We start from the raw sequence: 22,211 nt of genomic DNA on the forward strand, positions 1-22,211 counted from the left end.
TGATTGCGGTCACGTCCCGAGGGTGCCCCGCAGCCACTGCCAAGTCGGCGGCGGAAGCTGCCAATTACTGCCAACCGCGGGCCGGTGCGGGTTCAGCCCCGCTCGTAGGTGCCCGTCAGGACGCCGCGGGCGAGCACGTGTCCGCGCACCGCGGCCAGCAGCGCCCTGGCCGTCGTGATGCCCTCGCCGATGCGCTGGTCGACGGCGAGGAGGTGAAATCGGTAGTGGTGGGGCCCGTGCCCCGGGATCGGCCGGGGTCCGGCGTAGCCTCGGTGGCCGAGATCCGCGCGGGTGAACCGGATGTTGTCGGCGCCGGGATGCAGGCCGCCGGCGTCGACGCCGCCAAGGCCCGGCTCGAGCACCGCGACGGTGTGCAGCAACGGCCGGGGCAGCGGGACGTCGACGTCGTCGATGATGAGCACGAGTTGACTGGTCGCAGCGGGCACGCCGGTCCAGCGCAGCGGCGGCGAAATGTTGTCGCCGACGCCCTTGCCGGCGCTGGACGCGGGCATCGCGCCGCCGTCGGAGAAGGCCGGGCTGGTCACGGTGATCGATTCCGGCGCGCAGAAGCCGCTACCGTTGAGTGGGCTGCGCTCCGCGCCGGCCCGGACACGCCGCAGGAGTCTGCCCGGGACGATCACGCGCCGCTCCCGGCGCCGCGCATCGCCACGGCGGGAGACTTGAGCAGGTCCCCGAGCTCGGGGGGCAGGTATCCCTGCTCGACCAGTCGTGGCAGCACGCCGCCGCCGGCGATGATCTCGAGGATGAGCTCGGGAAGTTTCGCGACGGTGCCCGCGGCGCCGGTGCTGTCGTTGCGCCACGCGCCGGCGCGAAGGTCGAACGTCGCGGTGTCGCCTTCGTGGAAGACGGCGGTGGCGTCGGGAACGGTCATCGCCGGGAGCCCGGAATTCACGGCGTTGCGGAAGAACAGGGAGTTGAACTCCTCGGCGACGAGCCCGGCGATCCCGAGCTCGACGAACAGCGCCGCCACCGGACGTGACGATCCGACCCCGAAGTTCTTGCCCGCGACCACGATGTCGCCCGGCGACACCTGGTCGGTCCAACCGGGACGCACCTCGTAGAACACGTGCCTGGCCGCTTCGGCCGGCTCCATCTTCATCGCGAACGCGGGATACATCGCGTCGGTGTTGAGGTTGTTGCCGAACACCCACACCCTGCCGCTGAACGTCAGCGCATCGTGCGTCATGCCGTCACACTCCTCGGATCGGTGATGTAGCCGGTGACCGCGGACGCGGCGACCGTCGCGGGCGAGGCCATGTAGATCTCGGCCTCGGTGCTGCCCATGCGCCCGGTGAAGTTGCGCGTGCTGGCGGTGATGCACACCTCGCCCGGTCCGACCACTCCCATGTGATAGCCGAAGCAGGCGCCGCAGGTGGAGTTGGTGACGACGGCCCCGGCGTCGGTGATGTCCTGCAGGTAGCCACGCCGCATCGCCTCGCGGTAGACGGCCTGGGAGGCCGGCGTGACCAACAACCGCACCCCCGGGGCGACCGTTTTGCCGCGCAGCACGTTCGCCGCGATCTCGAGATCTTCGAGCTGACCGTTCGCGCACGATCCGATGAACGCCTGGTCGACCTTCTGCCGGTGTAGCCGGGAGACGGGCAGCCCGTTGCGGCTCACGGTGCCGGGGCGGGCCACATACGGTTCCAGCTCTCCCAGGTCAACGGGCCGCACGTCGTGGTATGCAGCATCGGGGTCGGGCGCCGCGGCGGCGAATCCGGTGACCCCACGCTCCTCGAGGAACGACGTCAGGACGTCGTCGGGCTCGAAGGTGCTGAAGTCGGCCGACACCTCGGCGCCCTGCGTGGCGATGGTGCGCCGGTCGTGCATCGGGATGCCGGCCAGGCCGGGGCCGCCGAACTCCAGGTTGAGGTTGGTCGCGTCGCCGTACTTATCGGCGATGTGCAGGAAGATGTCCTTGCCGCTCACCCCGAGAGGCTTGACGCCGGTGAAGTGGTAGCGGATGGTCGGCGCGACCTGGAACCAGGTGCTGCCGGTGCACATGATCGAGTAGATCTCGGCGGGTCCCAGGCCGCGCGCCGCGGTGTTGTAGGCGCCCGCGGCGCAGGTGTGAGAGTCGGTGCAGGCCAACACCTCTCCCGGTCGCGCCAGGCCGTTCTCGGCGATGACCTGGTGGCAGATGCCGTGCCGGCCGACGTCGTAGAACCGTTCGATGCCGAAGTCGGCGACGAACGCGCGGGCGTTGCGCCCGCCGGCGGCGTCCTTGATGGTGGGTGCCGGTACGGCGTGGTCCATGACGACGGCGATTTTGTCGGGGTCGTGGATCCGGTTGGGCGTCAGCCACATCGTCGCGAACTGCAGGTCGATCAGGACGGTCATGTCGACGTCCACCACCACGGTGTCCCCCGGTGACACCGAGTTCAGACCCGCCTTGCGGGCGAAGATCTTCTCGATGACGGTCATGCCCATGAGGCGTCCTTGCGTGCGAATTTGCGGTCCAGCTCCCGCCACTCGGCCATCCCGACCAGGTTGAAGAAGTCGGCCGGGTTGGCGGGAAGATGCGGGGCGAGGTCGGTGCCGTTGAGTTCGCAGAGGCTCTGCAACATGCCGAAGCTCGCCTGCGCCAGCAGATTGGACGGGTAGATCGCGATTGCGTAGCCGAGTTCTTGCAGCCGCGCCGCCGAGTCCAGGGGAGTCATGCCCCCGAGCACGAGGTTGATCAACAGCGGGGCGTCGACTTCGCTTGCGATGCGCTCGATTTCGTCGGCATCCTGCGGCGCCTCGATGAACACGATGTCCGCGCCGGCCCGGGCGTACCGGTTGGCGCGTTCGATCGCCGCATCCAGCCCCAGCGGGGCGCGCGCGTCGGTGCGGGCCACCACCAGCAGGTCGTCGTCGGACCGGGCATCCAGTGCGGCGGCCAGCGTCTGCTCGAACGTCGCCGCGTCGACCACCTGCTTGTCCGGAAGGTGGCCGCAACGCTTGGGAAAGACCTGGTCTTCCAGTTGGATTGCGGACACGCCCGCCGCGTCGTAGGCGCGGACGGTGCGGACCACGTTGATGGGTGCGCCGTAACCGGTGTCGGCGTCGGCGATGAGCGGGACGTCACCCAGCGCGCCGGCGATCACCCGGGCGCGCTCGGCCATCTCCGCGGCCGTCACCAGGCCGATGTCGGGCAACCCGAAGCCCGACGCCGCCACTCCCGCCCCGGTCATGTACGCCGCGACGTGGCCCGTGCGTTTGGTCAGCTGCGCGGATATGCCGTCGAAAACACCTGGCGCAATGATCAAATCATCGGTGGAAAGCAGGTCTTTGAGCCGCTTGCGGGCAGCTGTGGTCACGGTGGAAATCCCTTTCAGTCGAGCGCCCCGGCGACCGGGGCGGCGAGTAGGTCGACCAACTCGCCCACGTCGTCCAGCGCCTCGAGGCCGATCACCGCGCGCTCGATCGCGTGGGCGCGCGCACGGCTGGTCACCCGGTCGGCCAGGGCGTGGAACTTCGCTACGAGTTCGTCGTTGGTGACCGGGTCGTTGGGCGCCCCGTGCGGCAGCGCCACGCGGGCGCGGTGCACCTGCCCGTCCCGGGTGGTGACGGCGACGTCGGTGCGGAACTTCTCCGTGACGTCGGCGTCCGCCAGGGTTTCGTCCAGGTGCACCCTCGTCGCCGCGATCAGCGACCAGATGTCGTCGGAGTCCAGGCGCGCCGGGCTGAACTGCTCGGGCAGCACATTGCCGTCGAGCAGCGCCGCGGCGGTCGCGTACGCGATGTTCATCTGGGCGCCGATCGGCGTGAGCGGCCGCTCCGGGGGCCACCACCCGTGCTTGTACACGGTCTCGCCGACGGTGATGTCCACCTTCGAAATCCGCTCCGGCGCAATCGCATTGCGCAATTGGCGGGCGGCGTCTATGGCGGCGTGCAGGCCGCCCATGGCGGCGTATGACTTGACCATGATGACCGTGGTCTCCCAGCGCTGCCCGAGCCGGTCGGTCAGCAGGGCGGCTTGCGGATCGTGGCCTTCGCCGAAAACGCTGAGGAATCCGCCGTATTCGCGCTCGAAAACCCGCTTGATGCCGGTATAGCCGGCCGCGGCGAGGCCGGCGGCGTAGAAGCCGTTGCGTGCCGCCAGCCCGTGGTGCATGCGCTTACTCATGGCCTCGTACTGCGCGGCCATCAGCCCGGCCGACTGGGTGCCCGCCAGGCCCAGCGCGTCCTCCAGTTGAGCGGGGGACAGGCCGCGAAGCTTCCCCGACGCCATGGCGGCCGAATGGGTGCCGAACACCGATCCGGAATGCCAGCCGCGATCCAGCATCTGGGTGCCGTGCAGCGTGTAGCCGACCCGCGGGCCCACCTCGAAGCCGGCGATCGCGGCCAGCAGCAGGTCGGGACCCGTGGTCGGCCGTGGGCGCGTGGACGCCGTGGCCAGCAGCGCGGGGATGAGCAGCGAGCAACTGTGCAGCGGCGAGATCGGATGGAAGTCGTCGAGCTCGAAGCCCTGGATGAAGGTGCCGTTGAGGACGGCGGAGGCGGGCGGGCTGGTGACTCGCCCAGTGCCGATGACGACGGAATCGCCCGCGCCCTCGATGCCCAGCAGCGCGTCGGTGGCGACTCGGGACCACGGCAGTTGGGCGCCCACCAGCGCGCATCCCAGACCGTCGAGAAGCAGGTGCTTGGCCCGGTCCACGACCTGCCGCGGAACCTGGTCGAGGGTGATGTCGGCGACCCAGGTGGCCAGCCGCCCGGTGGGCCCCGCCGGATCGGTGGCCGGCTGCTGCCGAAGCGCGGTCATCGGAATCGCCTCGCCTTCCCGAACGTCTTGAGTTGTTATAGTCATATAACAACTCAGGGAAGGGTGCAAGGGCCGGGGTGTGGAAACATTCATGACCGTGCAGGCGAACAGCGACAGGGCGGCGACGGTGTCCAGCGTCGCCGGTGTGCCGCTGCACCGGCAGCTCTTCCTGGTGCTGCACGACGAGATCGACCGCGGCGTCCTGGCTCCCGGCGACGCGTTGCCCACCGAACAGACGCTGTGCGAACAGTTCGGGGTCTCCCGCATCACCGTGCGACGGGCGCTGGCGGACCTGGCCGCGCAGGGATACATCGAGCGCAGGCAGGGCATCGGTTCGTTCGTGCGCTCGCACGGTCCCGCGGATGTGTCGGAGTCCGGCAGCTCCTACATGGAGAGTCTGCGGCAGACGCAATTCGAGACCGAGGTCGACGTGGTCGAACTCGGCATCCGCCGCCCCCCGCGGCTCGTCGCCGATGCGCTCGAGACCCCCGGTGAGCTGCTGCACATCGTCCGCGTGCGACGGCAGCGCCGGACCGGTGAGCCGCTGATCGTGAGCGATGCATGGCTGCCGGAGGCCTTGGCCGACACGTTGACCGAGCCCGCGCTGCGGCGTGCGCCGCTCTACCAGTTGCTGACCAGAGCGGGCGTGGTCACCGACCGCGTGCGACATGAGATCACCGCCGAGATCGCGGGCCCGCGCAACGCACGCCTGCTGGACACCGCGATCGGCGCCGCGCTGCTGCGCGTCAGCCGGCTGGTGTTCGTGGCCGGCGCGCCGCATCACCATCTTTCGGCCCTGCTGTCGCCCAGCCGCAGTCGCGTGCTGCTGAGCCAGTCGGGCGACGAGCTAGAGATGGCCGACGGCCTCACCATCGCGCACGACGTGCGCGGCGGGTCGCCGTCGTTGTAGTCACTCCCCCCGCACGGCCGCGTCGATCGCTTCGGCGTCCGGGGCGCAGTCGCCGGCGCCACGCACCAGGGTGGCCAGCGCACCGGCCGCGCAGGCGCGCCGCAGCGCCCGCAGCCGCTGGTCCGGCGAGCCCGGGCCGGGTGGCCAACTGGCCGCCAGGGTTCCCGCGAACACGTCGCCCGCCCCGGTGGTGTCCACCGCCTTGACCGCCGGCGCGGGCACGGCGACCTCGCCGTCGGCGCCGACGTACCGGGCGCCACGCGCGCCCAGCGTCACCACGAGGTGCTCCGGTGTGAAAGGCCATTCGTCGGCCTCGGTCTCGTTCGCGATCACCACATCGGCCAGGGACGCGAGTTCGGCCAGCGCCGCCGGATCCTGGCCCCCCGGTGACGCGTTGACCATGACGACCGCCCCGGCCGATCGGGCGTGCCGCGCCGCCGCCACCGCCGTCGCGACCGGTATCTCCAACTGCACCAACAAGACGTCGCAGGCGGTGATCACTGCCCGCGCCCCGCCGGCGTCCACCGTCAGCCGGCCGTTGGCTCCCGGGGCCACCACGATGGTGTTTTCGCCGCCGGCGTCGACCACGATGACCGCCGTTCCGCTCGGGCCGGGCAGTGTCACCGTCGCGTCGAGCCCGACACGGTTGGCGCAGAGGTGCTCCCGAAGTTGCCCGGCGGCGGCGTCGTCGCCGATCGCACCGACGAACTGCACGCGCGCGCCCGCGCGGGCCGCCGCGACGGCCTGGTTGCCGCCCTTGCCCCCGGGGGCGTGGCTCACCGACGAGGCCAGCACCGTCTCTCCCGGACGTGGCAGCGCGTCGACTCGCAAGGTCGCATCCATGTTCACGCTTCCCACCACGCAGACGTGTGTCACCATTTCGACGTTAGTCAGGCCGGCGGGTCTTCGAGGCGCCTCCCGCCGGCGTTTTCGCCGCCGAGCGCTGCGCGGCAAATGCCGATATCTCGAGATACGCGCGATAGTCTGCTGCTTTAGCGGTGCTGATTGTGTCCAGAGAGGCGGAAGCCATTGACAACGAGCGCGCTAAAAGGATCCGGCCCGGCCGCCGAAACAACCCCGACCGACACCGGGGGTGTCGAGGAGAGCGAGGCGGCCAAGACCGAGAAATTCCGGCGCCGCCGGTTCTTTCGCATCGGCATCCAGTCCAAGCTGTTGGTGCTGCTGCTGGTCTGCAGCATCCTGTCCATCGCGATGATCGGGCTGATCGGGGCACTGTCCGGCCGAAGTGCGTTGCGGCAGGTCGAGTCCGAGCGGCTGATCGAACTTCGCGAGTCACAGCGGCGGCAGGTGCAGGCGCTGTTCAAGGAGGTGACCGGCTCGCTGATTGTTTACAGCGGCGGATTCAGCATCGTCGAGGCGGTGAATGCGTTCAGCGCCGGGATGAACCAATTGGCGAACGCGACCATCACGCCGGCCCAGCAACAGGCCCTCGTCGACCACTACACCAACGACATGATCAAACCGATCAAGCGAATAACCGGCGACACCATAGATCTGAATCTGGTGCTGCCGAGTTCCAATGCGCAGAAATACCTTCAGGCGTATTACACCGCGCCATTCGGCTCGCAGGCCGACGCCCGGGCCGTCAACGATGCGGGCGACGGCAGCGCATGGTCGGCGGCCAACGCGCGCTACGGCTTCTACCTGCGCAACATCGTCACCCGTTTCGACTTCCCCGACGCGATGCTGCTCGACGCGCAAGGCAACGTCGTCTACACCGTGAACAAGGGACCGGACCTGGGGACCAACATCCTCGACGGGCCGTACCGCGAATCGAACCTGCGCGAGGCTTACCGAAAAGCGATGGCATCAAACGACATCAACTTCGTCTGGATCACCGACTTCCAGCCGTACCAGCCGCAACTCGACGCCCCGACGGCGTGGGTGGTGTCTCCGATCGGGATGAACGGCAAGATCGACGGCGTCATGGCCCTGCCGCTACCCATCGCGAAACTCAACCGGATCATGACCGCCAACGGGCACTGGGAACAGGCCGGCATGGGCCCGTCGACCGAGACGTACCTGGCGGGTCCCGACGGCCTGATGCGTTCCGATTCGCGACTGTTCCTGCAGGACCCGCAGGAATACAAGCGGGAGGCGATCGAGTCCGGCACCCCGCCCGACGTCGTCAACGAGGCGATCCGGCTGGGCGGCACGACGTTGGTGCAACCGGTCTGGACGGCTGGGCTGCGCGCCGCCCTGCGGGGACAGACCGGAGTCGTCAGCGCCACCGATTACATGGGCAACAGGGAGCTGGAGGCCTACGCGCCGCTGGACGTGCCCAATTCCGATCTGCACTGGGCGGTTCTGGCCACCCGGGACGACTCCGATGCGTTTGCCCGGCTCGGAAAGTTCAGCCAGACACTCGTCGTCGCGGTCACGGCGATGGTCTTCACCGTGTGCATCGCGTCGATGCTGATTGCCCAGTTGATGCTGCGGCCGGTCCGGCGGCTGCAGGCCGGCACCCAGAAGATCAGCTCCGGCGACTACGACGTCAACATCCCCGTCAAGTCGCGCGACGAAATCGGTGATCTGACGGCGGCTTTCAACGAGATGAGCCGAAGCCTCGCGATCAAGGACGAACTGCTCAACGAGCAGCGCCGCGAAAACGACGCCCTGCTGCTGGCCTTGATGCCCGAGTCGGTGGTGCAACGGTACCGCGAGGGCAAGGAGACCGTGGCCCAGAAGCACCAGGACGTCGCCATCATCTACGCCGACGTCGTCGGCCTCGACGAGATTTCCGACGACGTCTCGGGCAACGAACTGGTCGGGATCATCGACGAGCTGTTCCGTCAGTTCGACTCGGCTGCCGAAGCCCTTGGCGTCGAACGGATTCGCACCTTCCACAACGGCTACCTGGCGAGCTGCGGCGTGATCACCCCCCGACTGGACAGCATCCACCGCAGCGTCGACTTCGCCCTCGAGATGCGCCACATCATCGAGCGGTTCAACGGCCAGACCGGTCACCAGTTGGGCCTGCGGGTGGGCATCAGCACCGGCAACGTCGTCAGCGGGCTGGTGGGCCGGTCGAGCCTCATCTACGACATGTGGGGGGCCGCGGTGAGCCTGGCCTACCAGATGCACAGCGGTGCACCGCAACCCGGGATCTACGTGACCTCGCAGGTCTACGACGTGATGCGCGACGTGCGGCAGTTCACGCCCGGCGGCACCATCTCGGTCGGGGGTAGCGAGCAGGCCATCTACCGGTTGACGGAGCGGTCATGAACGCATTCCATACGTCGTGGTTCTACTGGGGTGTCGGTATCGCGATCGGGTTCCCGATCGCCATGATCCTGCTCACCGAGCTGCAGCACGCGCTGGTCCGGCGGAACAGTCGCCTGGCGCGCCAGGTGAGCCTGCTGCGCAACTATCTGGTGCCGCTCACCGCGTTCCTGCTGCTGATCGTCAATGCCTGGCAGATCCCGGCCGGCACCGAGCTGGTGCGGATCCTCACCACGGTGTTCGGCTTCCTTGTCCTGGTGCTGCTGCTGTCCGGGTTCAACGCGACGGTCTTCGACGGCGCGCCGGAGGGCAGTTGGCGCAAACGGTTGCCCGCCATCTTCCTCGACGTCGGCCGCTTCGCGGTGATCGGCGTCGGCCTGGCGCTGATTCTGTCCTACGTCTGGGGAGTGCGGGTCGGTGGCCTGTTCACCGCGCTGGGCGTCACCTCGGTGGTCATCGGCCTGATGCTGCAGAACTCCGTCGGCCAGATCGTGTCGGGCCTGTTCATGCTTTTCGAGCAGCCGTTCCGGATCAACGACTGGCTGGACGCGCCGTCGGCCCGCGGGCGTGTGGTCGAAGTGAACTGGCGGGCAGTGCATATCGACACGGGAAGCGGCATTCGGATCACGCCGAACTCGGTGCTGGCCACCACCTCCTTCACGAACCTCAGTCGCCCGTCGGCCGCGCACGACTGCGACATCACCACCAAGTTCGCCGTCGCCGACTCCCCGGACAAGGTGTGCGCCTTGCTGATTGGGGTTGCCGCAGCGCTGCCGCAGCTCAAGACGGGGGTGGTCCCGCCCATCGCCGTGCCGATGGGCGCCGGCGAGTACCGCACGACGGTCAGGTTGATGTCGCCGGCGGACGCGACGGCCGCCCAGGCCACGTTCCTGCGGTGGGTCTGGTACGCCGCGCGCCGGGAGCGCCTTCACCTCGACGGCGCCGGTGACGACTTCTCCACGACACACCGTGTGGAGGATGCGTTGCGCAAGGTCGTCGCGCCGGCTTTGCGGCTGAGCCTCGCCGACCAGCAATCGCTGGTCGCGCGCGCACGCGTCGTTCGCTATGGCGCCGACGAGTTGGTCGAGCGAGCCGGCGAGGTGTCCACCGGGATGACCTTCCTGATCGCCGGCAGGGTGCGCTTGACGGCGACCGCGCCGGACGGGACGTCGATACCGGTCAGCACCCTGGACGAGGGGGAATTCCTCGGGCTGACCGCGCTGACCCGCCAGCCCAACCTGGCCGGCGCCTACGCGCTGGACGAGGTGACCGCGTTGCAGATCAAGCGGGACGACCTCGAGGAGGTCGTGATGAACAAGCCCGCGTTGCTGCAGGACCTGGGCAGGCTCATCGACGAACGGCAAAGCAAGGTGCGGCAGGCGACGCGCCGCAACCGCAAGGGCGCGCAGGTGATCAACAGCGGGCCGCCTCACATGACCGTTTAAGGCCCGCTACCCTGGATCGATGAGTGTGCAAGCACCCGCGCTCCCTGACTTGCGCCAAGAGGTTCACAACGCCGCTCGCCGCGCCCGGGTGGCCTCCCGCGCCCTGGCTTTGCTGCCCACCGTCGCCAAGGACCAGGCTCTGCGGTCCGCCGCGGATGCCGTCGCGGGCCACACCGGGCTCATCCTGGCGGCCAACGCCGAAGACCTCGAAGTGGCGCGCGCGGTCGGCACCCCGACCGCGATGCTCGACCGGTTGGCGCTCAACGCCAAGCGCGTCGAGGGGATGGCCGCAGGTCTGCGCCAGGTCGCCGGGTTGCCCGACCCCGTGGGCGAGGTGCTGCGCGGGTATACGCTGCCCAACGGGCTGCACCTGCGCCAGCAGCGGGTTCCGCTCGGGGTCATCGGAATGATCTACGAGGGCCGGCCCAACGTCACCGTCGACGCTTTCGGATTGGCGCTCAAGTCCGGCAACGCCGTGCTGCTGCGCGGCAGTTCGTCGGCGGCCAGGTCCAACCAAACGCTCGTCCAGGTGTTGCGCGCCGCGCTGGTCAGCGAGGACTTGCCGGCCGACGCGGTCCAGTTGCTCTCGGCCGCCGACCGGTCCACCGTGACGCACCTGATTCAGGCCCGCGGCCTGGTCGACGTGGTCATCCCGCGCGGGGGGGCCACGCTGATCGACGCGGTCGTGCGCGACGCGCAGGTGCCCACCATCGAGACCGGAGTCGGCAACTGCCACGTCTACGTGCACGAGGGCGCCGACCTCGACGTCGCCGAGCGCATCCTGCTGAACTCCAAGACGCGACGGCCCAGCGTCTGCAACGCCGCCGAGACGTTGCTGGTGGACGCCGCGATCGCCGGACACGCGCTGCCCAGGCTGGTGGGCGCCCTGCAGGACGCCGGCGTGCGGGTGCACCTCTGTTCGGAGGGGGAGGCCGGCGAGGACGACCTGCGCCGCGAATACCTGTCGATGGACATCGCGGTGGCAGTGGTCGACGGGATCGACGCTGCCATCGCCCACATCAACGAGTACGGCACCGGACACACCGAGGCCATCGTGACGAGCAATATGGCTGCGGCGCAACGCTTTACCGACGGCGTCGACGCCGCCGCGGTGATGGTCAACGCGTCGACGGCGTTCACCGACGGCGAGCAATTCGGTTTCGGCGCCGAGATCGGCATCTCGACGCAGAAGCTGCATGCGCGCGGACCGATGGGGCTGCCGGAACTGACCTCGACCAAATGGATCGCGTGGGGAGACGGGCAGATTCGCCCCGTCTGACGCCTGTTGCCTTAGGAGAAACCGATTGTGAGCGTGCCCGCCCGGTCCGTCCCGCTGTTCGCCGACATCGACGACGTCTCGCGACGGTTGGCCGGCACCGGCTACCTGCCCGACACGGCCACCGCGACGGCGGTGTTCCTCGCCGACCGGCTCGGCAAGCCCTTGCTCGTGGAGGGTCCCGCGGGCGTCGGCAAGACCGAACTGGCCCGCGCCGTCGCCCAGGCCACCGGCTCGGGCCTGGTGCGGCTGCAGTGCTACGAGGGCGTGGACGAGGCCCGCGCGCTCTACGAGTGGAACCACGCCAAGCAGATACTCCGTATTCAGGCCGGCTCGGGTGACTGGGACCAGACCAAGGACGACGTGTTCAGCGAGGAATTCCTGCTGCAGCGTCCACTGCTGACCGCGATCCGGCGCACCGAACCGACCGTGCTGTTGATCGACGAAACCGACAAGGCCGACATCGAAATCGAGGGCCTGCTGCTCGAGGTGCTATCCGACTTCGCGGTGACCGTGCCCGAACTGGGCACGCTGACCGCCGAGCGCGCGCCCTTCGTCCTGCTGACCTCCAACGCCACCCGCGAGCTTTCCGAGGCGCTCAAGCGTCGATGCCTGTTCTTGCACATCGACTTTCCCAGTCCCGAACTCGAGCGGCGCATCCTGCTCTCCCGCGTCCCCGAGCTGCCCGAGCACCTGGCCGCCGAGCTGGTGCGCATCATCGGTGTGCTGCGCGGGATGCAGCTCAAGAAGGTGCCGTCCATCGCCGAGACCATCGACTGGGGCCGCACGCTGCTCGCGCTGGGTCTGGACACCATCGACGACGCGGTGGTCGCCGCGACGCTCGGCGTGGTGCTCAAACATCAATCCGACCAGCAGCGCGCCAGCGGCGAGCTGCGGCTGAATTAGGGCGCTGATGGCCGCCCGACGCATCCGCCCCGCCCGTCCGATCGCCCCGCACGGGCTGCCCGGCCACCTGGTCGGTTTCGTGGAAGCCCTTCGCGCAGCCGGCATTTCGGTGGGTCCGTCGGAGACGGTGGATGCGGGCCGGGTGATGGCCGCGCTCGACCTGGCCGAGCGCGAGGTGCTGCGCGAGGGTCTCGCCTGCGCGGTGCTGCGCCGGCCGGACCATCGCGAGACCTACGACGCCATGTTCGACCTGTGGTTTCCGGCGGCGCTGGGCACCCGCGCGGTGGTCCTGGAGGAGGGGGCGCCCGACACGCCGGGTGACGACTCGCTGCCGCCCGAGGACATCGAGGCGATGCGCCAGATGCTGGTGGACCTGCTCACCGACAACCCGGACCTGGCCGACATGGATGAGCGGCTGGTCGCGATGATCTCCCGAATCGTCGAGGCCTACGGTAAATACAGCTCCAGCCGCGGTCCGTCGTTCTCGTCCTACCAGGCGCTCAAGGCGATGGCGCTCGACGAGCTGGAGGGCAAGCTGCTCGCGGGCCTGCTCGCGCCCTACGGCGACGAGCCCACGCCCACCCAGGAGCAGATCGCCAAAGCGCTTGCCGCGCAGCGCATCACGCAGTTACGCAAGATGGTGGACGCCGAGACCAAGCGCCGCACCGCCGAGCAGCTCGGCCGCGAGCACGTCCAGATGTACGGCATCCCGCAACTTTCCGAGAACGTCGAGTTCCTGCGTGCTTCCGGCGAACAGTTACGCCAGATGCGGCGTGTGGTGCAGCCGCTGGCGCGCACGCTGGCGACCCGGCTGGCCGCCCGCCGGCGGCGCGCCCGCGCCGGGTCGATCGACCTGCGCAAAACGCTGCGCAAGTCGATGTCCACCGGCGGTGTGCCGATCGACGTCGTGCTGGCCAAGCCCCGCCCGGCGCGCCCGGAACTGGTGGTGTTGTGCGACGTGTCCGGCTCCGTCGCCGGTTTCAGCCACTTCACCCTGCTGCTGGTTCACGCGCTGCGCCAACAGTTTTCCAGGGTTCGCGTCTTCGCCTTCATCGACACCACCGACGAGGTGACCCACATGTTCGGGCCCGAGGCCGACCTGGCCGTGGCGATCCAGCGGATCACCCGGGAGGCCGGCGTGTACAGCCGCGACGGGCACTCCGACTACGGCAACGCGTTCGCCACGTTCCAGCAGGCCTTCCCCAACGTGCTGTCGCCGCGCAGCTCGCTGCTGGTGCTCGGCGACGGGCGTACCAACTACCGCAACCCGGAGACCGAGCTGCTGGCCCACATGGTGACCGCCAGCCGGCACGCGCACTGGCTCAATCCCGAACCCAAACACCTGTGGGGTAGCGGTGACTCGGCGGTGCCGCGCTACCAAGAGGTGATCACCATGCACGAGTGCCGCTCGGCCAAGCAGTTGGCCGCGGTCATCGACCAGCTGCTGCCGGTCTGATCGACGCCGAGGCCGGCGCGGCCCTCACCCCGGCGGCGCGGCAGCCCCGCCGACGGATCGGGGGAGGATCGCTGCCTCAAGTAAGCTGGCAAATCGTGCAAAAGCAGCTTCGCAGGTTGGGTGTGATGGGTGGGACGTTCGATCCCATCCATTACGGTCACCTGGTTGCCGCCAGCGAGGTCGCCGATCTGTTCGACCTCGACCAGGTGATCTTCGTGCCCAGCGGTCAGCCGTGGCAGAAGGATCGGCACGTCTCCGCCGCCGAGGACCGGTACCTGATGACGGTGATCGCCACGGCGTCCAACCCGCGGTTCTCGGTGAGCCGCGTCGACATCGACCGCGCCGGGCCCACCTACACCCGGGACACGCTGCGCGATCTGCACGCCGTCAACCCCGATTCGGAGCTGTACTTCATCACCGGCGCCGACGCGCTTGCGTCGATCCTGTCGTGGCAGGGCTGGGAGACGCTGTTCGAACTGGCGCGGTTCGTCGGCGTCAGCCGCCCCGGCTACGAGCTGCGGCGTGAGCACATCACCGGCGTGCTGGGCGAACTGCCCGAGGAGGTGTTGACCCTGGTCGAGATCCCGGCGCTCGCGATCTCCTCGACCGACTGCCGCCGGCGCGCTCAGGAGCACCGGCCGCTGTGGTACCTGATGCCCGACGGCGTGGTGCAGTACGTCTCGAAACGCCGCCTCTACCGCGACGGCGAGGGGGCCGCCGGCCGACCGACCCTGGCCGCCGGGAACAACGCATGAGCGCGACCCCGGAAGCGATCGACATGGCGACCGTGGCCGCGGGCGCGGCCGCCGCCAAGCTGGCCAACGACGTCGTCGTCATCGACGTCTCGGGACAGCTGGTAATCACCGACTGCTTCGTCATCGCCTCGGCGTCCAACGAGCGACAGGTGAACGCCATCGTCGACGAGGTCGAGGAGAAGATGCGGCGGGCCGGGTACAAGCCGGCGCGCCGCGAGGGCACCCGGGAGGGCCGCTGGACCCTGCTGGACTACCGCGACATCGTCGTGCACATCCAGCATCAGGACGACCGCGATTTCTACGCGCTGGACCGGCTGTGGGGCGACTGCCCGGTGGTCCAGGTGGAGCTGACGGGCGACACCGGGGACGCCGAGGCCTCCGACGGATCGGCGGGCGTGCCGTGATCATCCGGCGGCTGGTGATGCTGCGGCACGGGCAGACCGACTTCAACCTCGGGTCGCGGATGCAGGGCCAGCTCGACACCGAGCTCAGCGACCTGGGCCGGGCGCAGGCCGTCGCCGCCGCCGAGGCTCTGGGCAAGCTGCGGCCGCTGCGGATCGTCGCGTCGGATCTGCGGCGCGCCTACGAGACGGCCGTCACGCTGGGGGAGCGGACCGGGCTCGAGGTGTTCGTCGACGGGCGACTGCGGGAGACGCATCTGGGTGACTGGCAGGGCCTGACACACGCTGAGATCGACGCCGAGGCGCCCGGCGCCCGGCTGGCGTGGCGCGAGGACGCCACCCGGGCGCCGCACGGCGGGGAGAGCAGGGTCGACGTGGCCGCCCGCAGTCTGCCGGTGGTCGAGGAGCTGGTGGCCGGCGATCCCGAGTGGGGCCACCCCAACCAGCCGGATCGGCCGGTGGTGCTGGTGGCCCACGGCGGGCTGATCGCCGCGCTCTCGGCGGCGCTGCTGAGGCTCCCGGTTGTCAACTGGCCGGTGCTGGGCGGGATGGGCAACGCGAGCTGGGTGCAGCTGTCCGGCCACTGTGACGACTCCGGTGGCGATTGCGGAACTCTGGCCGGCATCCGCTGGCGCCTGGATGTGTGGAACGCCTCGGCGCAGGTCTCCGGCGATGTCCTCTGAACGGCCCACGCTGCTGATCTTCGCCGATTCGCTGGCCTACTACGGCCCCACCGGCGGCCTGCCCGCCGACGATCCGCGCATTTGGCCCAATCTGGTTGCCGCACAACTTGGTTGGGATGTGGAGTTGATCGGCCGCATCGGCTGGACATGCCGGGACATCTGGTGGGCGGCGACGCAGGACCCGCGCGCCTGGGCGGCACTGCCCCGGGCGGGCGCGGTGGTCTTCGCCACCGGGGGGATGGACTCGCTGCCGTCGGTGCTGCCGACCGCGCTGCGCGAACTGATCCGCTACGTCCGGCCGCCATGGCTGCGGCGTTGGGTTCGCGACGGCTACGGCTGGGTGCAGCCCCGACTGTCGCCGGTGGCCCGGCCGGCGCTGCCCGCGCACCTGAGTGCCGACTATCTCGAACAGACGCGCGCCGCAATCGATTTCAACCGCCCCGGCATCCCGATCGTGGCGTCGCTGCCGTCGGTGCACATCGCCGACACCTACGGGAGGGCTCACCACGGCCGTCCGGGCACGGTCGCGGCGATCACCGAATGGGCGCAACGCCACGACGTGCCGCTGGTGGACCTCAAAGACGCTGTCGCCGAAGAGATTCTGAGCGGCCGGGGCAATCCGGACGGCATCCACTGGAATTTCGAAGCCCATCGGGCGGTGGCCGAACTGATGCTCAAGGCGCTGGCCGAAGCCGGCGTGGCGACGATGCAGAGCGCGCAGCGCGATGAGGAGGAGCCGCGCAATCAGACCGGCGTGGCGACGATGCAGAGCGCGCAGCGCGATGAGGAGGAGCCGCGCAATCAGACCGGCGTGGCCACGATGCAGAGCGCGCAGCGCGATGAGGAGGAGCCGCGCAATCAGACCGGCGTGCCCGACGAGACGCGCGGCTGACCGTGTCGGTCGTCGTGGTCACCGACGCGTCGGCACGGTTGCCGGCCGAGTTGCTCGAGCAGTGGCCCATCCGGGTGGTTCCGCTGCACATCCTGCTCGACGGTGCCGACCTGCGCGACGGCGTGGACGAGATTCCCGACGACATCTACCGTCTGCACGCCACGACCGCGGCGGCAACGCCGGCCGAACTGGCATGTGCCTACCGGCGCGCGCTGGACGACAGCACCGGAAACGGACCCGAAGGGGTTGTGGCGGTGCACATCTCGTCGGCGCTGTCGGGCACCTGCGGTGCCGCCCAACGGACCGCGGCCGACCTGGATCCGAGGATCCGGGTGGTCGACTCCAAGTCGACCGCGATGGGCACCGGGTTCGTCGCGCTGGCCGCGGCTCGGGCCGCGGCCGGCGGCGGCGACGTGGACGCCGTCGCCCAGGCCGCAACGGCGGCGGTGCGCCGCGGCCACGCGTTCGTCGTGGTGCACCGGCTGGACAACCTGCGCCGCAGCGGGCGGATCGGCGGAGCCAGGGCCTGGCTGGGCACCGCGCTGGCCCTGAAGCCGCTGCTGCGCATCGACGACGGCAAACTGGTTCTCGCGCAACGGGTGCGGACCGTCAGCAACGCGACGGCGGCGATGATCGAGCGGGTGTGCGAGCTCGTCGGGGAGGCCCCGGCCGAACTGGCCGTACACCACGTCGCCAACCCTGAGGGCGCCGCGGAGGTGGCGGCCACTCTTGCACAGCGGCTTCCGGCGTGCGAGCCGGCGATCGTCACCCCGCTGGGACCGGTGCTGGCGTTGCACGTCGGCGCCGGGGCCGTCGCGATCTGTCTGCAGCTACCCTGACGTGGCGAACGTGCGCCCGGCGTTGCTGCCGCGCGGGTGCACCACCTGCGGCCACCAGAACCAGCGGCCCAGCAGGGTCGCGATCGACGGCATCAGCAGCGTCCGGACGACCAGCGTGTCCAGGAGCAGGCCGATACACACCGTCGACCCGAACTGGCCGAGCACCCGTAGCTCGCTGCCGAGCATGGACGCCATGGTGAAGGCGAACACCAGGCCGGCGGCCGTCACCACCCCACCGGTGCCGGCCATCGACCGGATGATCCCGGTCTTGAGCCCGTGATGAATCTCTTCCCTGAACCGCGAGACCAGTAGCAGGTTGTAGTCGGATCCGACCGCGAGCAGGATGATGACCGACAGCGCCATGACGATCCAGTGGATCCTGATGCCGAACAGATCCTGCCAGATCAGCACCGACAGCCCGAACGACGCGGCGATCGAGCTGGCCGCGGTGCCCACGATCACCAGCGCGGCGACCACGCTCCTGGTGAGCAGCAACATGATCATGAAGATCAGCGTCAGCGCCGACACCACGGCGATCATCAGGTCGTACTTCTCGCCGTCGGCCATGTCCTTGAAGGTTGCGGCGGTTCCGCCCAGATAGACCCTGGCGTCCGCGAGCGACGATTGCTTGAGGCCCTCCTGTGCGGCCGTGCGCTCGGCGCCCACCCGCTCGATGCCTTCCGGCGACATCGGGTCGCCCTGATGGGTGATGAAGAACCGCGCCGACTTGCCGTCGGGCGACAGGAACATCCGAAGACCGGTCTGGAAGTCGGGGTTCTGGAACGCCTCCGGAGGCAGGTAGAAGAAGTCGTCGTTCTTCGACGCGTCGAAGCTTTGCCCCATCACGATCGCGGTGTTGCTCATGGCCTCCATCTGGTCGATCATCGCCTTGAACGTCTGGTACAGCGTCAGCGTGATGCCCCTGGTGGTCTTCAGCGTGGTGATCAACGTGGGAAACAGCGCATTGAGGTCGTGTGTGGCTTTGGCGGTGTGCGCGATATCGGCTGTCAGGTAGTGGAACTGCTCGGCGAGCTGGTCGAAACCGTCGAACGTGTCGAACAGGGACCGCAATCCGATGCACAACGGAATGTCGTAGCAGTGCTTCTCCCAGTACAGGTAGCTGCGAAGCGGTCGGAAGGTGTCGTCGAAATCCGCGACGTGGTCGCGGAGGGTGTCGGTGATCTCCGACGTCACGGCCGTCGTCTTTGCGCTGTCGTCAGCGGCATTGGCCAGGTCCTGCGACACCTCGTACTGGCGCTGCGTGGTGTCGATCTGGGTCTGCAGGTCGTCGGCCATCCGGAGGATGTCGTTCATGCGCTCCTTGAGGAAGCCCATGTTCTGCATCGTCGTCTGACTCTGGATGCTGTTCTGGAACGGGATCGAGCTGTGCTGGATCGGAATACCCAGCGGCCGGGTGATGTCCTGGACCATGGCGATGCCGAGGGTGCGCATTTCGTTTTTCGCCACCCGGTCCAACACCAGCATGTCGGCCGGGTTGCGCATGTCATGGTCGGACTCGACCATCAACAGGTCGGGGTTCATCCGCGCCTCGGAGAAATGCCGGTTCGCGGCCTCCTGCCCTTGGTTGGAGGGGGCGGACAACGGCAGGTAATGGCGATCGTTGTAGCTGGTCTTGAAGCTCGGTAGTGCCACCATGCCGACCAGCACGACCGCGGCGCTGACGGCCAGAATCGGTGCGGGCCAACGTACTACGGCGGTTCCCACCCGGCGCCACAGCCGCCCACGCTTGGCCTGCTTCTCGAACAGGTGGAAGCGACTGCCGATGAAGACGACGGCTGGGCCCAGCGTCAGCCCGGCCGCCACCACCACCAGCATGCCGATCGCCACGGGCGCGCCCATGGTGTTGAACCAGGGCAGCCTCGAAAAGCTCAGGCAGTAGGTGGCTCCCGCGATCGTCAGGCCGGAGCCCAAGACCACCGGAGCGACTCCCTTGAAGGTGGTGTAGTACGCGGTTTCTCGATCCTCGCCGGCGGCCAGGGCCTCCTGATAGCGGCCGACGAGGAAGATGCCGTAATCGGTGCCCGCGGCGATCGCCAGCATGGTGAGGATGTTGGCGGCGAACGTGGTGAGACCGAATGCGTTGTTATAGGCCAGAACCGCGACGACCCCTCGTGCGCAGGCCAGCGCCACGAAGGTCATGAACAGCTGCACCAGCGTGGTGGCGATGGACCGGTAGACCAGCAGCAGCATGATCGCGATCGCGCCCAGGGTGAACAGGGTGATCTTGGCCAGGCTGGCGTTGCCGATGATGTGCATGTCGTCGGAGAGCGCCGCGGGGCCGGTGACGTAGGCCTTCACCCCGGGCGGGGCCTTGTTCTCCTCGATGACCTTGCGGACCGCGTCCACGGAGTCGTTGGCCAGCGTGGTGCCCTGGTTCCCGGCCAGGTTCACCTGGACGTAGGCGGCCTTGGCATCGGCGCTCTGCGCGCCGGCCGCGGTCAACCGGTCACCCCAGAAGTCCTGAATGTGCTGGATGTGCCTGGGGTCCCCGCGGAGCTGTCGAATCAGCTTGTCGTAGTACTGATGCGCGTCGGGGCCCAGCGGTTGCTGGCCCTCCAGCACGATCATCACGGTGCTGTTGGAGTCGAACTCGTGGAAGTTGTGGCCCAGGCGCATCATCGCCTTCATCGACGGGGCGTCCAGGGGCGTCATCGGCGCCGAATGCGCCTCGCCGACGACCTCCAGGGTCGGAACCGCGACGTTGACCAGGACGGTGATGGCCACCCAGATCAGGATGATCGGGATCGCGAAGATGCGGATGGCGTGGGGGAGGTAGGGCCAGTGGCCGCGGCGCGCCTTGGCGTCCTGGGTGCTGATCGGGCCGGTGTCCGCGGCGCTCAGGTCGGGCGTCCGGTCGGATTTGTTGCGGATGCCGGTCATGCGGACTTCACCAGGCAGAAGGTCTGGGCGTTATGGCCGTCGGAATTCTGGTGGTCGCGAACCACACCGTCCACGGTGATCTTGCAGTCGATCCGGCTGCCGTCGCTTTGCGCCATGATGTTGGCGCTGACCGAGGGCAGCGTGGTGGAGATGGTGGTGGTCCACGGCAGCGGCGCGTTGTTCACCTGGTGCGTGTTGGCGTCCGCGTCCCAGTAGTTGATATTCGCGGTGGCTCCGGGCGGGCCGGAGATTTCGTAGACGACGACCTTCGGATTGAATTGCACGATCTCGATCCCCTTGCCCGCGTTCGCGTTGAGGTCTTCCGAGCCGAATATCTTGTGCAGCCGCGACACCACCAGGGCCGAGACGGCCAGGACCACAACGAGCACCAGGGGAATCCACCCCCGCCTGGCCGCACGGGCTACGGAAGCCGAAACGCGATTCGCCACGAACTCACCGCCTTTCGCTCGCCACCATCGGCCTCAAGCAAGTCGCACGTCGTCGCCGGCGACGCCCTGCCAACGGAAACATTTGCTCGGCTAAGAACTCTAAACCTTAGTGCACGTCGGCGTTCCTCCGGGGCCGCCGATGTGGCATACGCCATACCCTCACGTCGCGAAGCGGCCGGTCACCGGCGGCAGGTCGGCCAGCGTGACGATCCCGGGCCGCGCGGCGACCACGGCCGGCACCGCGTTGGTCACCGGCATCGCGGTGTAGATCATCCCCAGTCCCATGAACCCCGGCTCGGTCCAGTCCTTCGGCGGCAGGCAGTGCAGCACGGTCCGCATGTTGGGCAGGCCGAACACCTGGATCACGTGCCCGTGCTCGAGGGGCTTGGGCGGGTCGACGTGGCTGCCCATCGTCCAGTTGAACCCGACGCTGACGACGTTGCGGTCGCCGACCCAGCCGCGGTGGTAGCCGTACACGCCGCCGACCGTCCCGGCAGGAATCTTCATGAACCCCAGGTCGGAGTCGGCGGTGGCCGCGGTGAACTCGACGTCGAAGGTCATCCGGTCCAGCTTCGCGCCGATGGCATCGGCCATCATCGCCGCCGACTCGGCGAAGACCTCGCTTTCCCGTCGCACGTTCTCCGCGAGCCCCGGCGTGTCGGGGTCCTGCGAAAAGCCCATCGCGGTCTGGGTTTCCGCCGATTCGTAGGTCGAGCAGTCCACCGATTCGGTGATGCGGATCTCGTCGACGCGCTCGCAGGAGGCGGACAGCACCATGCCGACCATGTTCGTCATCCCCGGGTGCGCCCCGCTGCCGAAGATCGTCGAGTTGCCCCGCTCGCAGGCGTCCAGGATGCGCTTGCGGTCCTCGGGCGACTGCTTGCCGCCGGTGATCCAGGCGGCCGAGGTGCACACGTTGACCCCCGACTCCAGCAGGCGTACCAACTCGTCGACGCTGGGCCACAGCGGGTTGTAGCAACACGCGTCGGCGCCCAGGGCGAGCAGCGCGTCGACGTCGTTGGTGGCTCGCACGCCGGTCGGTTCCGGCCAGCCCGACAGCTCGGCGGCGTCGACGCCGACCTTGTCCGGCCCGTGCGCGTACACCCCGACCAGCTGCATGTCGGGCCGCCCGATGATGGCGTGCAGCGAGCGCCGGCCGATGTTGCCGGTGGTCCACTGGATCACCCGAAACGGACGGTCTGTGCTGGTCGGGCTGGTGGCGGCGGTCATCGGGGCTCCTTTGCCGGTGTGCGTCGACTCATTATGTTCAACCCGGCCCCGGCGCGC

The 22,211-nt window shown here is 68.8% G+C and carries 19 protein-coding genes and 1 pseudogene; 11 read left to right on the forward strand and 9 right to left on the reverse strand.

What is annotated here, in order from left to right; all coding sequences use genetic code 11:
• Window positions 1-92: 92 nt before the first annotated feature.
• From G6N48_RS02400 to G6N48_RS02420, 5 genes are read right to left on the reverse strand one after another with little or no spacing between them, the layout of a single operon-like run.
• Window positions 93-641 (reverse strand): YbhB/YbcL family Raf kinase inhibitor-like protein, encoded by a 549-nt coding sequence (locus G6N48_RS02400; protein ID WP_085267315.1) that lies wholly within the window; start codon window positions 639-641, stop codon window positions 93-95.
• Window positions 638-1,207: a LeuD/DmdB family oxidoreductase small subunit gene (locus tag G6N48_RS02405; protein WP_085267316.1), complete on the reverse strand. Its 570-nt coding sequence runs from the start codon at window positions 1,205-1,207 to the stop codon at window positions 638-640. Before G6N48_RS02405 ends, G6N48_RS02400 begins: the two co-directional genes overlap by 4 nt.
• Window positions 1,204-2,451, reverse strand: a complete 1,248-nt coding sequence (locus G6N48_RS02410) for a 3-isopropylmalate dehydratase large subunit (RefSeq protein WP_085267317.1) — start codon at window positions 2,449-2,451, stop codon at window positions 1,204-1,206. Before G6N48_RS02410 ends, G6N48_RS02405 begins: the two co-directional genes overlap by 4 nt.
• Window positions 2,442-3,323 carry an isocitrate lyase/PEP mutase family protein gene (locus G6N48_RS02415; protein ID WP_085267318.1) on the reverse strand — a complete coding sequence of 294 codons (882 nt, stop codon included), beginning with the start codon at window positions 3,321-3,323 and terminating at the stop codon, window positions 2,442-2,444. The genes G6N48_RS02410 and G6N48_RS02415 overlap by 10 nt, the downstream gene beginning before the upstream one ends.
• A gap of 14 nt (window positions 3,324-3,337) precedes the next feature.
• On the reverse strand, window positions 3,338-4,768 hold the full coding sequence (locus tag G6N48_RS02420) for an MmgE/PrpD family protein (protein WP_085267319.1): 1,431 nt from the start codon (window positions 4,766-4,768) through the stop codon (window positions 3,338-3,340).
• A gap of 91 nt (window positions 4,769-4,859) precedes the next feature.
• Between G6N48_RS02420 and G6N48_RS02425 the strand changes: the two genes are divergently transcribed.
• The gene (locus tag G6N48_RS02425; protein WP_085267339.1) at window positions 4,860-5,678 is read left to right on the forward strand and encodes a GntR family transcriptional regulator; all 819 of its coding nucleotides are present in this window, start codon (window positions 4,860-4,862) and stop codon (window positions 5,676-5,678) included.
• Here the strand turns inward: G6N48_RS02425 and G6N48_RS02430 are convergent, their stop codons facing one another.
• Window positions 5,679-6,557 (reverse strand): ribokinase, encoded by an 879-nt coding sequence (locus G6N48_RS02430; RefSeq protein ID WP_169718423.1) that lies wholly within the window; start codon window positions 6,555-6,557, stop codon window positions 5,679-5,681.
• A 273-nt stretch (window positions 6,558-6,830) separates the two neighbouring features.
• On the opposite strand from G6N48_RS02430, the gene G6N48_RS02435 reads away from it, so the two are divergent.
• From G6N48_RS02435 to G6N48_RS02480, 10 genes and pseudogenes are all read left to right on the forward strand, one after another.
• Window positions 6,831-8,924: an adenylate/guanylate cyclase domain-containing protein gene (locus G6N48_RS02435; RefSeq protein WP_232066742.1), complete on the forward strand. Its 2,094-nt coding sequence runs from the start codon at window positions 6,831-6,833 to the stop codon at window positions 8,922-8,924.
• Window positions 8,921-10,366: a mechanosensitive ion channel domain-containing protein gene (locus G6N48_RS02440; RefSeq protein ID WP_085267321.1), complete on the forward strand. Its 1,446-nt coding sequence runs from the start codon at window positions 8,921-8,923 to the stop codon at window positions 10,364-10,366. Before G6N48_RS02435 ends, G6N48_RS02440 begins: the two co-directional genes overlap by 4 nt.
• Before the next feature lie 19 nt (window positions 10,367-10,385).
• The gene (locus tag G6N48_RS02445) at window positions 10,386-11,645 is read left to right on the forward strand and encodes a glutamate-5-semialdehyde dehydrogenase (protein WP_085267322.1); all 1,260 of its coding nucleotides are present in this window, start codon (window positions 10,386-10,388) and stop codon (window positions 11,643-11,645) included.
• 27 nt (window positions 11,646-11,672) lie between these two features.
• The gene (locus G6N48_RS02450; RefSeq protein ID WP_085267323.1) at window positions 11,673-12,548 is read left to right on the forward strand and encodes an AAA family ATPase; all 876 of its coding nucleotides are present in this window, start codon (window positions 11,673-11,675) and stop codon (window positions 12,546-12,548) included.
• 7 nt (window positions 12,549-12,555) lie between these two features.
• On the forward strand, window positions 12,556-14,004 hold the full coding sequence (locus tag G6N48_RS02455; protein ID WP_085267324.1) for a vWA domain-containing protein: 1,449 nt from the start codon (window positions 12,556-12,558) through the stop codon (window positions 14,002-14,004).
• 95 nt (window positions 14,005-14,099) lie between these two features.
• Entirely contained in the window at window positions 14,100-14,759 is a 660-nt protein-coding gene (gene nadD, locus G6N48_RS02460) for a nicotinate-nucleotide adenylyltransferase (protein ID WP_085267325.1), read from the forward strand.
• Window positions 14,756-15,163 (forward strand): ribosome silencing factor, encoded by a 408-nt coding sequence (rsfS, locus tag G6N48_RS02465; RefSeq protein WP_085267326.1) that lies wholly within the window; start codon window positions 14,756-14,758, stop codon window positions 15,161-15,163. Before nadD ends, rsfS begins: the two co-directional genes overlap by 4 nt.
• Window positions 15,160-15,843 (forward strand): glucosyl-3-phosphoglycerate phosphatase, encoded by a 684-nt coding sequence (gpgP, locus tag G6N48_RS02470; RefSeq protein ID WP_085267327.1) that lies wholly within the window; start codon window positions 15,160-15,162, stop codon window positions 15,841-15,843. Before rsfS ends, gpgP begins: the two co-directional genes overlap by 4 nt.
• Window positions 15,833-16,558: pseudogene (gene octT, locus G6N48_RS02475) on the forward strand (diglucosylglycerate octanoyltransferase); the annotation flags it as partial. The gene gpgP and the pseudogene octT, both read left to right, overlap by 11 nt.
• Window positions 16,559-16,737: 179 nt before the next feature.
• Window positions 16,738-17,574 (forward strand): DegV family protein, encoded by an 837-nt coding sequence (locus tag G6N48_RS02480; protein ID WP_085267328.1) that lies wholly within the window; start codon window positions 16,738-16,740, stop codon window positions 17,572-17,574.
• On the opposite strand, the gene G6N48_RS02485 is transcribed toward G6N48_RS02480, so the two are convergent.
• From G6N48_RS02485 to G6N48_RS02495, 3 genes are all read right to left on the reverse strand, one after another.
• Window positions 17,566-20,475, reverse strand: coding sequence for an MMPL/RND family transporter (locus G6N48_RS02485; protein ID WP_085267329.1), 2,910 nt, complete (start codon window positions 20,473-20,475; stop codon window positions 17,566-17,568). The genes G6N48_RS02480 and G6N48_RS02485 overlap by 9 nt on opposite strands.
• Complete coding sequence (locus tag G6N48_RS02490) at window positions 20,472-20,924, reverse strand: MmpS family transport accessory protein (protein WP_085267330.1); 453 nt, start codon at window positions 20,922-20,924, stop codon at window positions 20,472-20,474. The genes G6N48_RS02485 and G6N48_RS02490 overlap by 4 nt, the downstream gene beginning before the upstream one ends.
• A gap of 159 nt (window positions 20,925-21,083) precedes the next feature.
• On the reverse strand, window positions 21,084-22,154 hold the full coding sequence (locus tag G6N48_RS02495) for an NAD(P)H-dependent amine dehydrogenase family protein (protein WP_085267331.1): 1,071 nt from the start codon (window positions 22,152-22,154) through the stop codon (window positions 21,084-21,086).
• Window positions 22,155-22,211 lie beyond the last annotated feature (57 nt).

Source organism: Mycobacterium parmense (genome assembly GCF_010730575.1).
Lineage (GTDB): Bacteria > Actinomycetota > Actinomycetes > Mycobacteriales > Mycobacteriaceae > Mycobacterium > Mycobacterium parmense.

What these genes read in the sequence shown, in the direction of transcription:
- G6N48_RS02455 (WP_085267324.1), top strand. Translation starts at nt 12,556, where the DNA reads ATGGCCGCCCGACGCATCCGCCCCGCCCGTCCGATCGCCCCGCACGGG.
- G6N48_RS02440 (WP_085267321.1), top strand. Translation starts at nt 8,921, where the DNA reads ATGAACGCATTCCATACGTCGTGGTTCTACTGGGGTGTCGGTATCGCG.
- G6N48_RS02445 (WP_085267322.1), top strand. Translation starts at nt 10,386, where the DNA reads ATGAGTGTGCAAGCACCCGCGCTCCCTGACTTGCGCCAAGAGGTTCAC.
- G6N48_RS02495 (WP_085267331.1), bottom strand. Translation starts at nt 22,154, where the DNA reads ATGACCGCCGCCACCAGCCCGACCAGCACAGACCGTCCGTTTCGGGTG.
- rsfS (WP_085267326.1), top strand. Translation starts at nt 14,756, where the DNA reads ATGAGCGCGACCCCGGAAGCGATCGACATGGCGACCGTGGCCGCGGGC.
- G6N48_RS02485 (WP_085267329.1), bottom strand. Translation starts at nt 20,475, where the DNA reads ATGACCGGCATCCGCAACAAATCCGACCGGACGCCCGACCTGAGCGCC.
- G6N48_RS02405 (WP_085267316.1), bottom strand. Translation starts at nt 1,207, where the DNA reads ATGACGCACGATGCGCTGACGTTCAGCGGCAGGGTGTGGGTGTTCGGC.
- G6N48_RS02420 (WP_085267319.1), bottom strand. Translation starts at nt 4,768, where the DNA reads ATGACCGCGCTTCGGCAGCAGCCGGCCACCGATCCGGCGGGGCCCACC.
- G6N48_RS02425 (WP_085267339.1), top strand. Translation starts at nt 4,860, where the DNA reads ATGACCGTGCAGGCGAACAGCGACAGGGCGGCGACGGTGTCCAGCGTC.
- G6N48_RS02410 (WP_085267317.1), bottom strand. Translation starts at nt 2,451, where the DNA reads ATGGGCATGACCGTCATCGAGAAGATCTTCGCCCGCAAGGCGGGTCTG.
- G6N48_RS02430 (WP_169718423.1), bottom strand. Translation starts at nt 6,557, where the DNA reads ATGGTGACACACGTCTGCGTGGTGGGAAGCGTGAACATGGATGCGACC.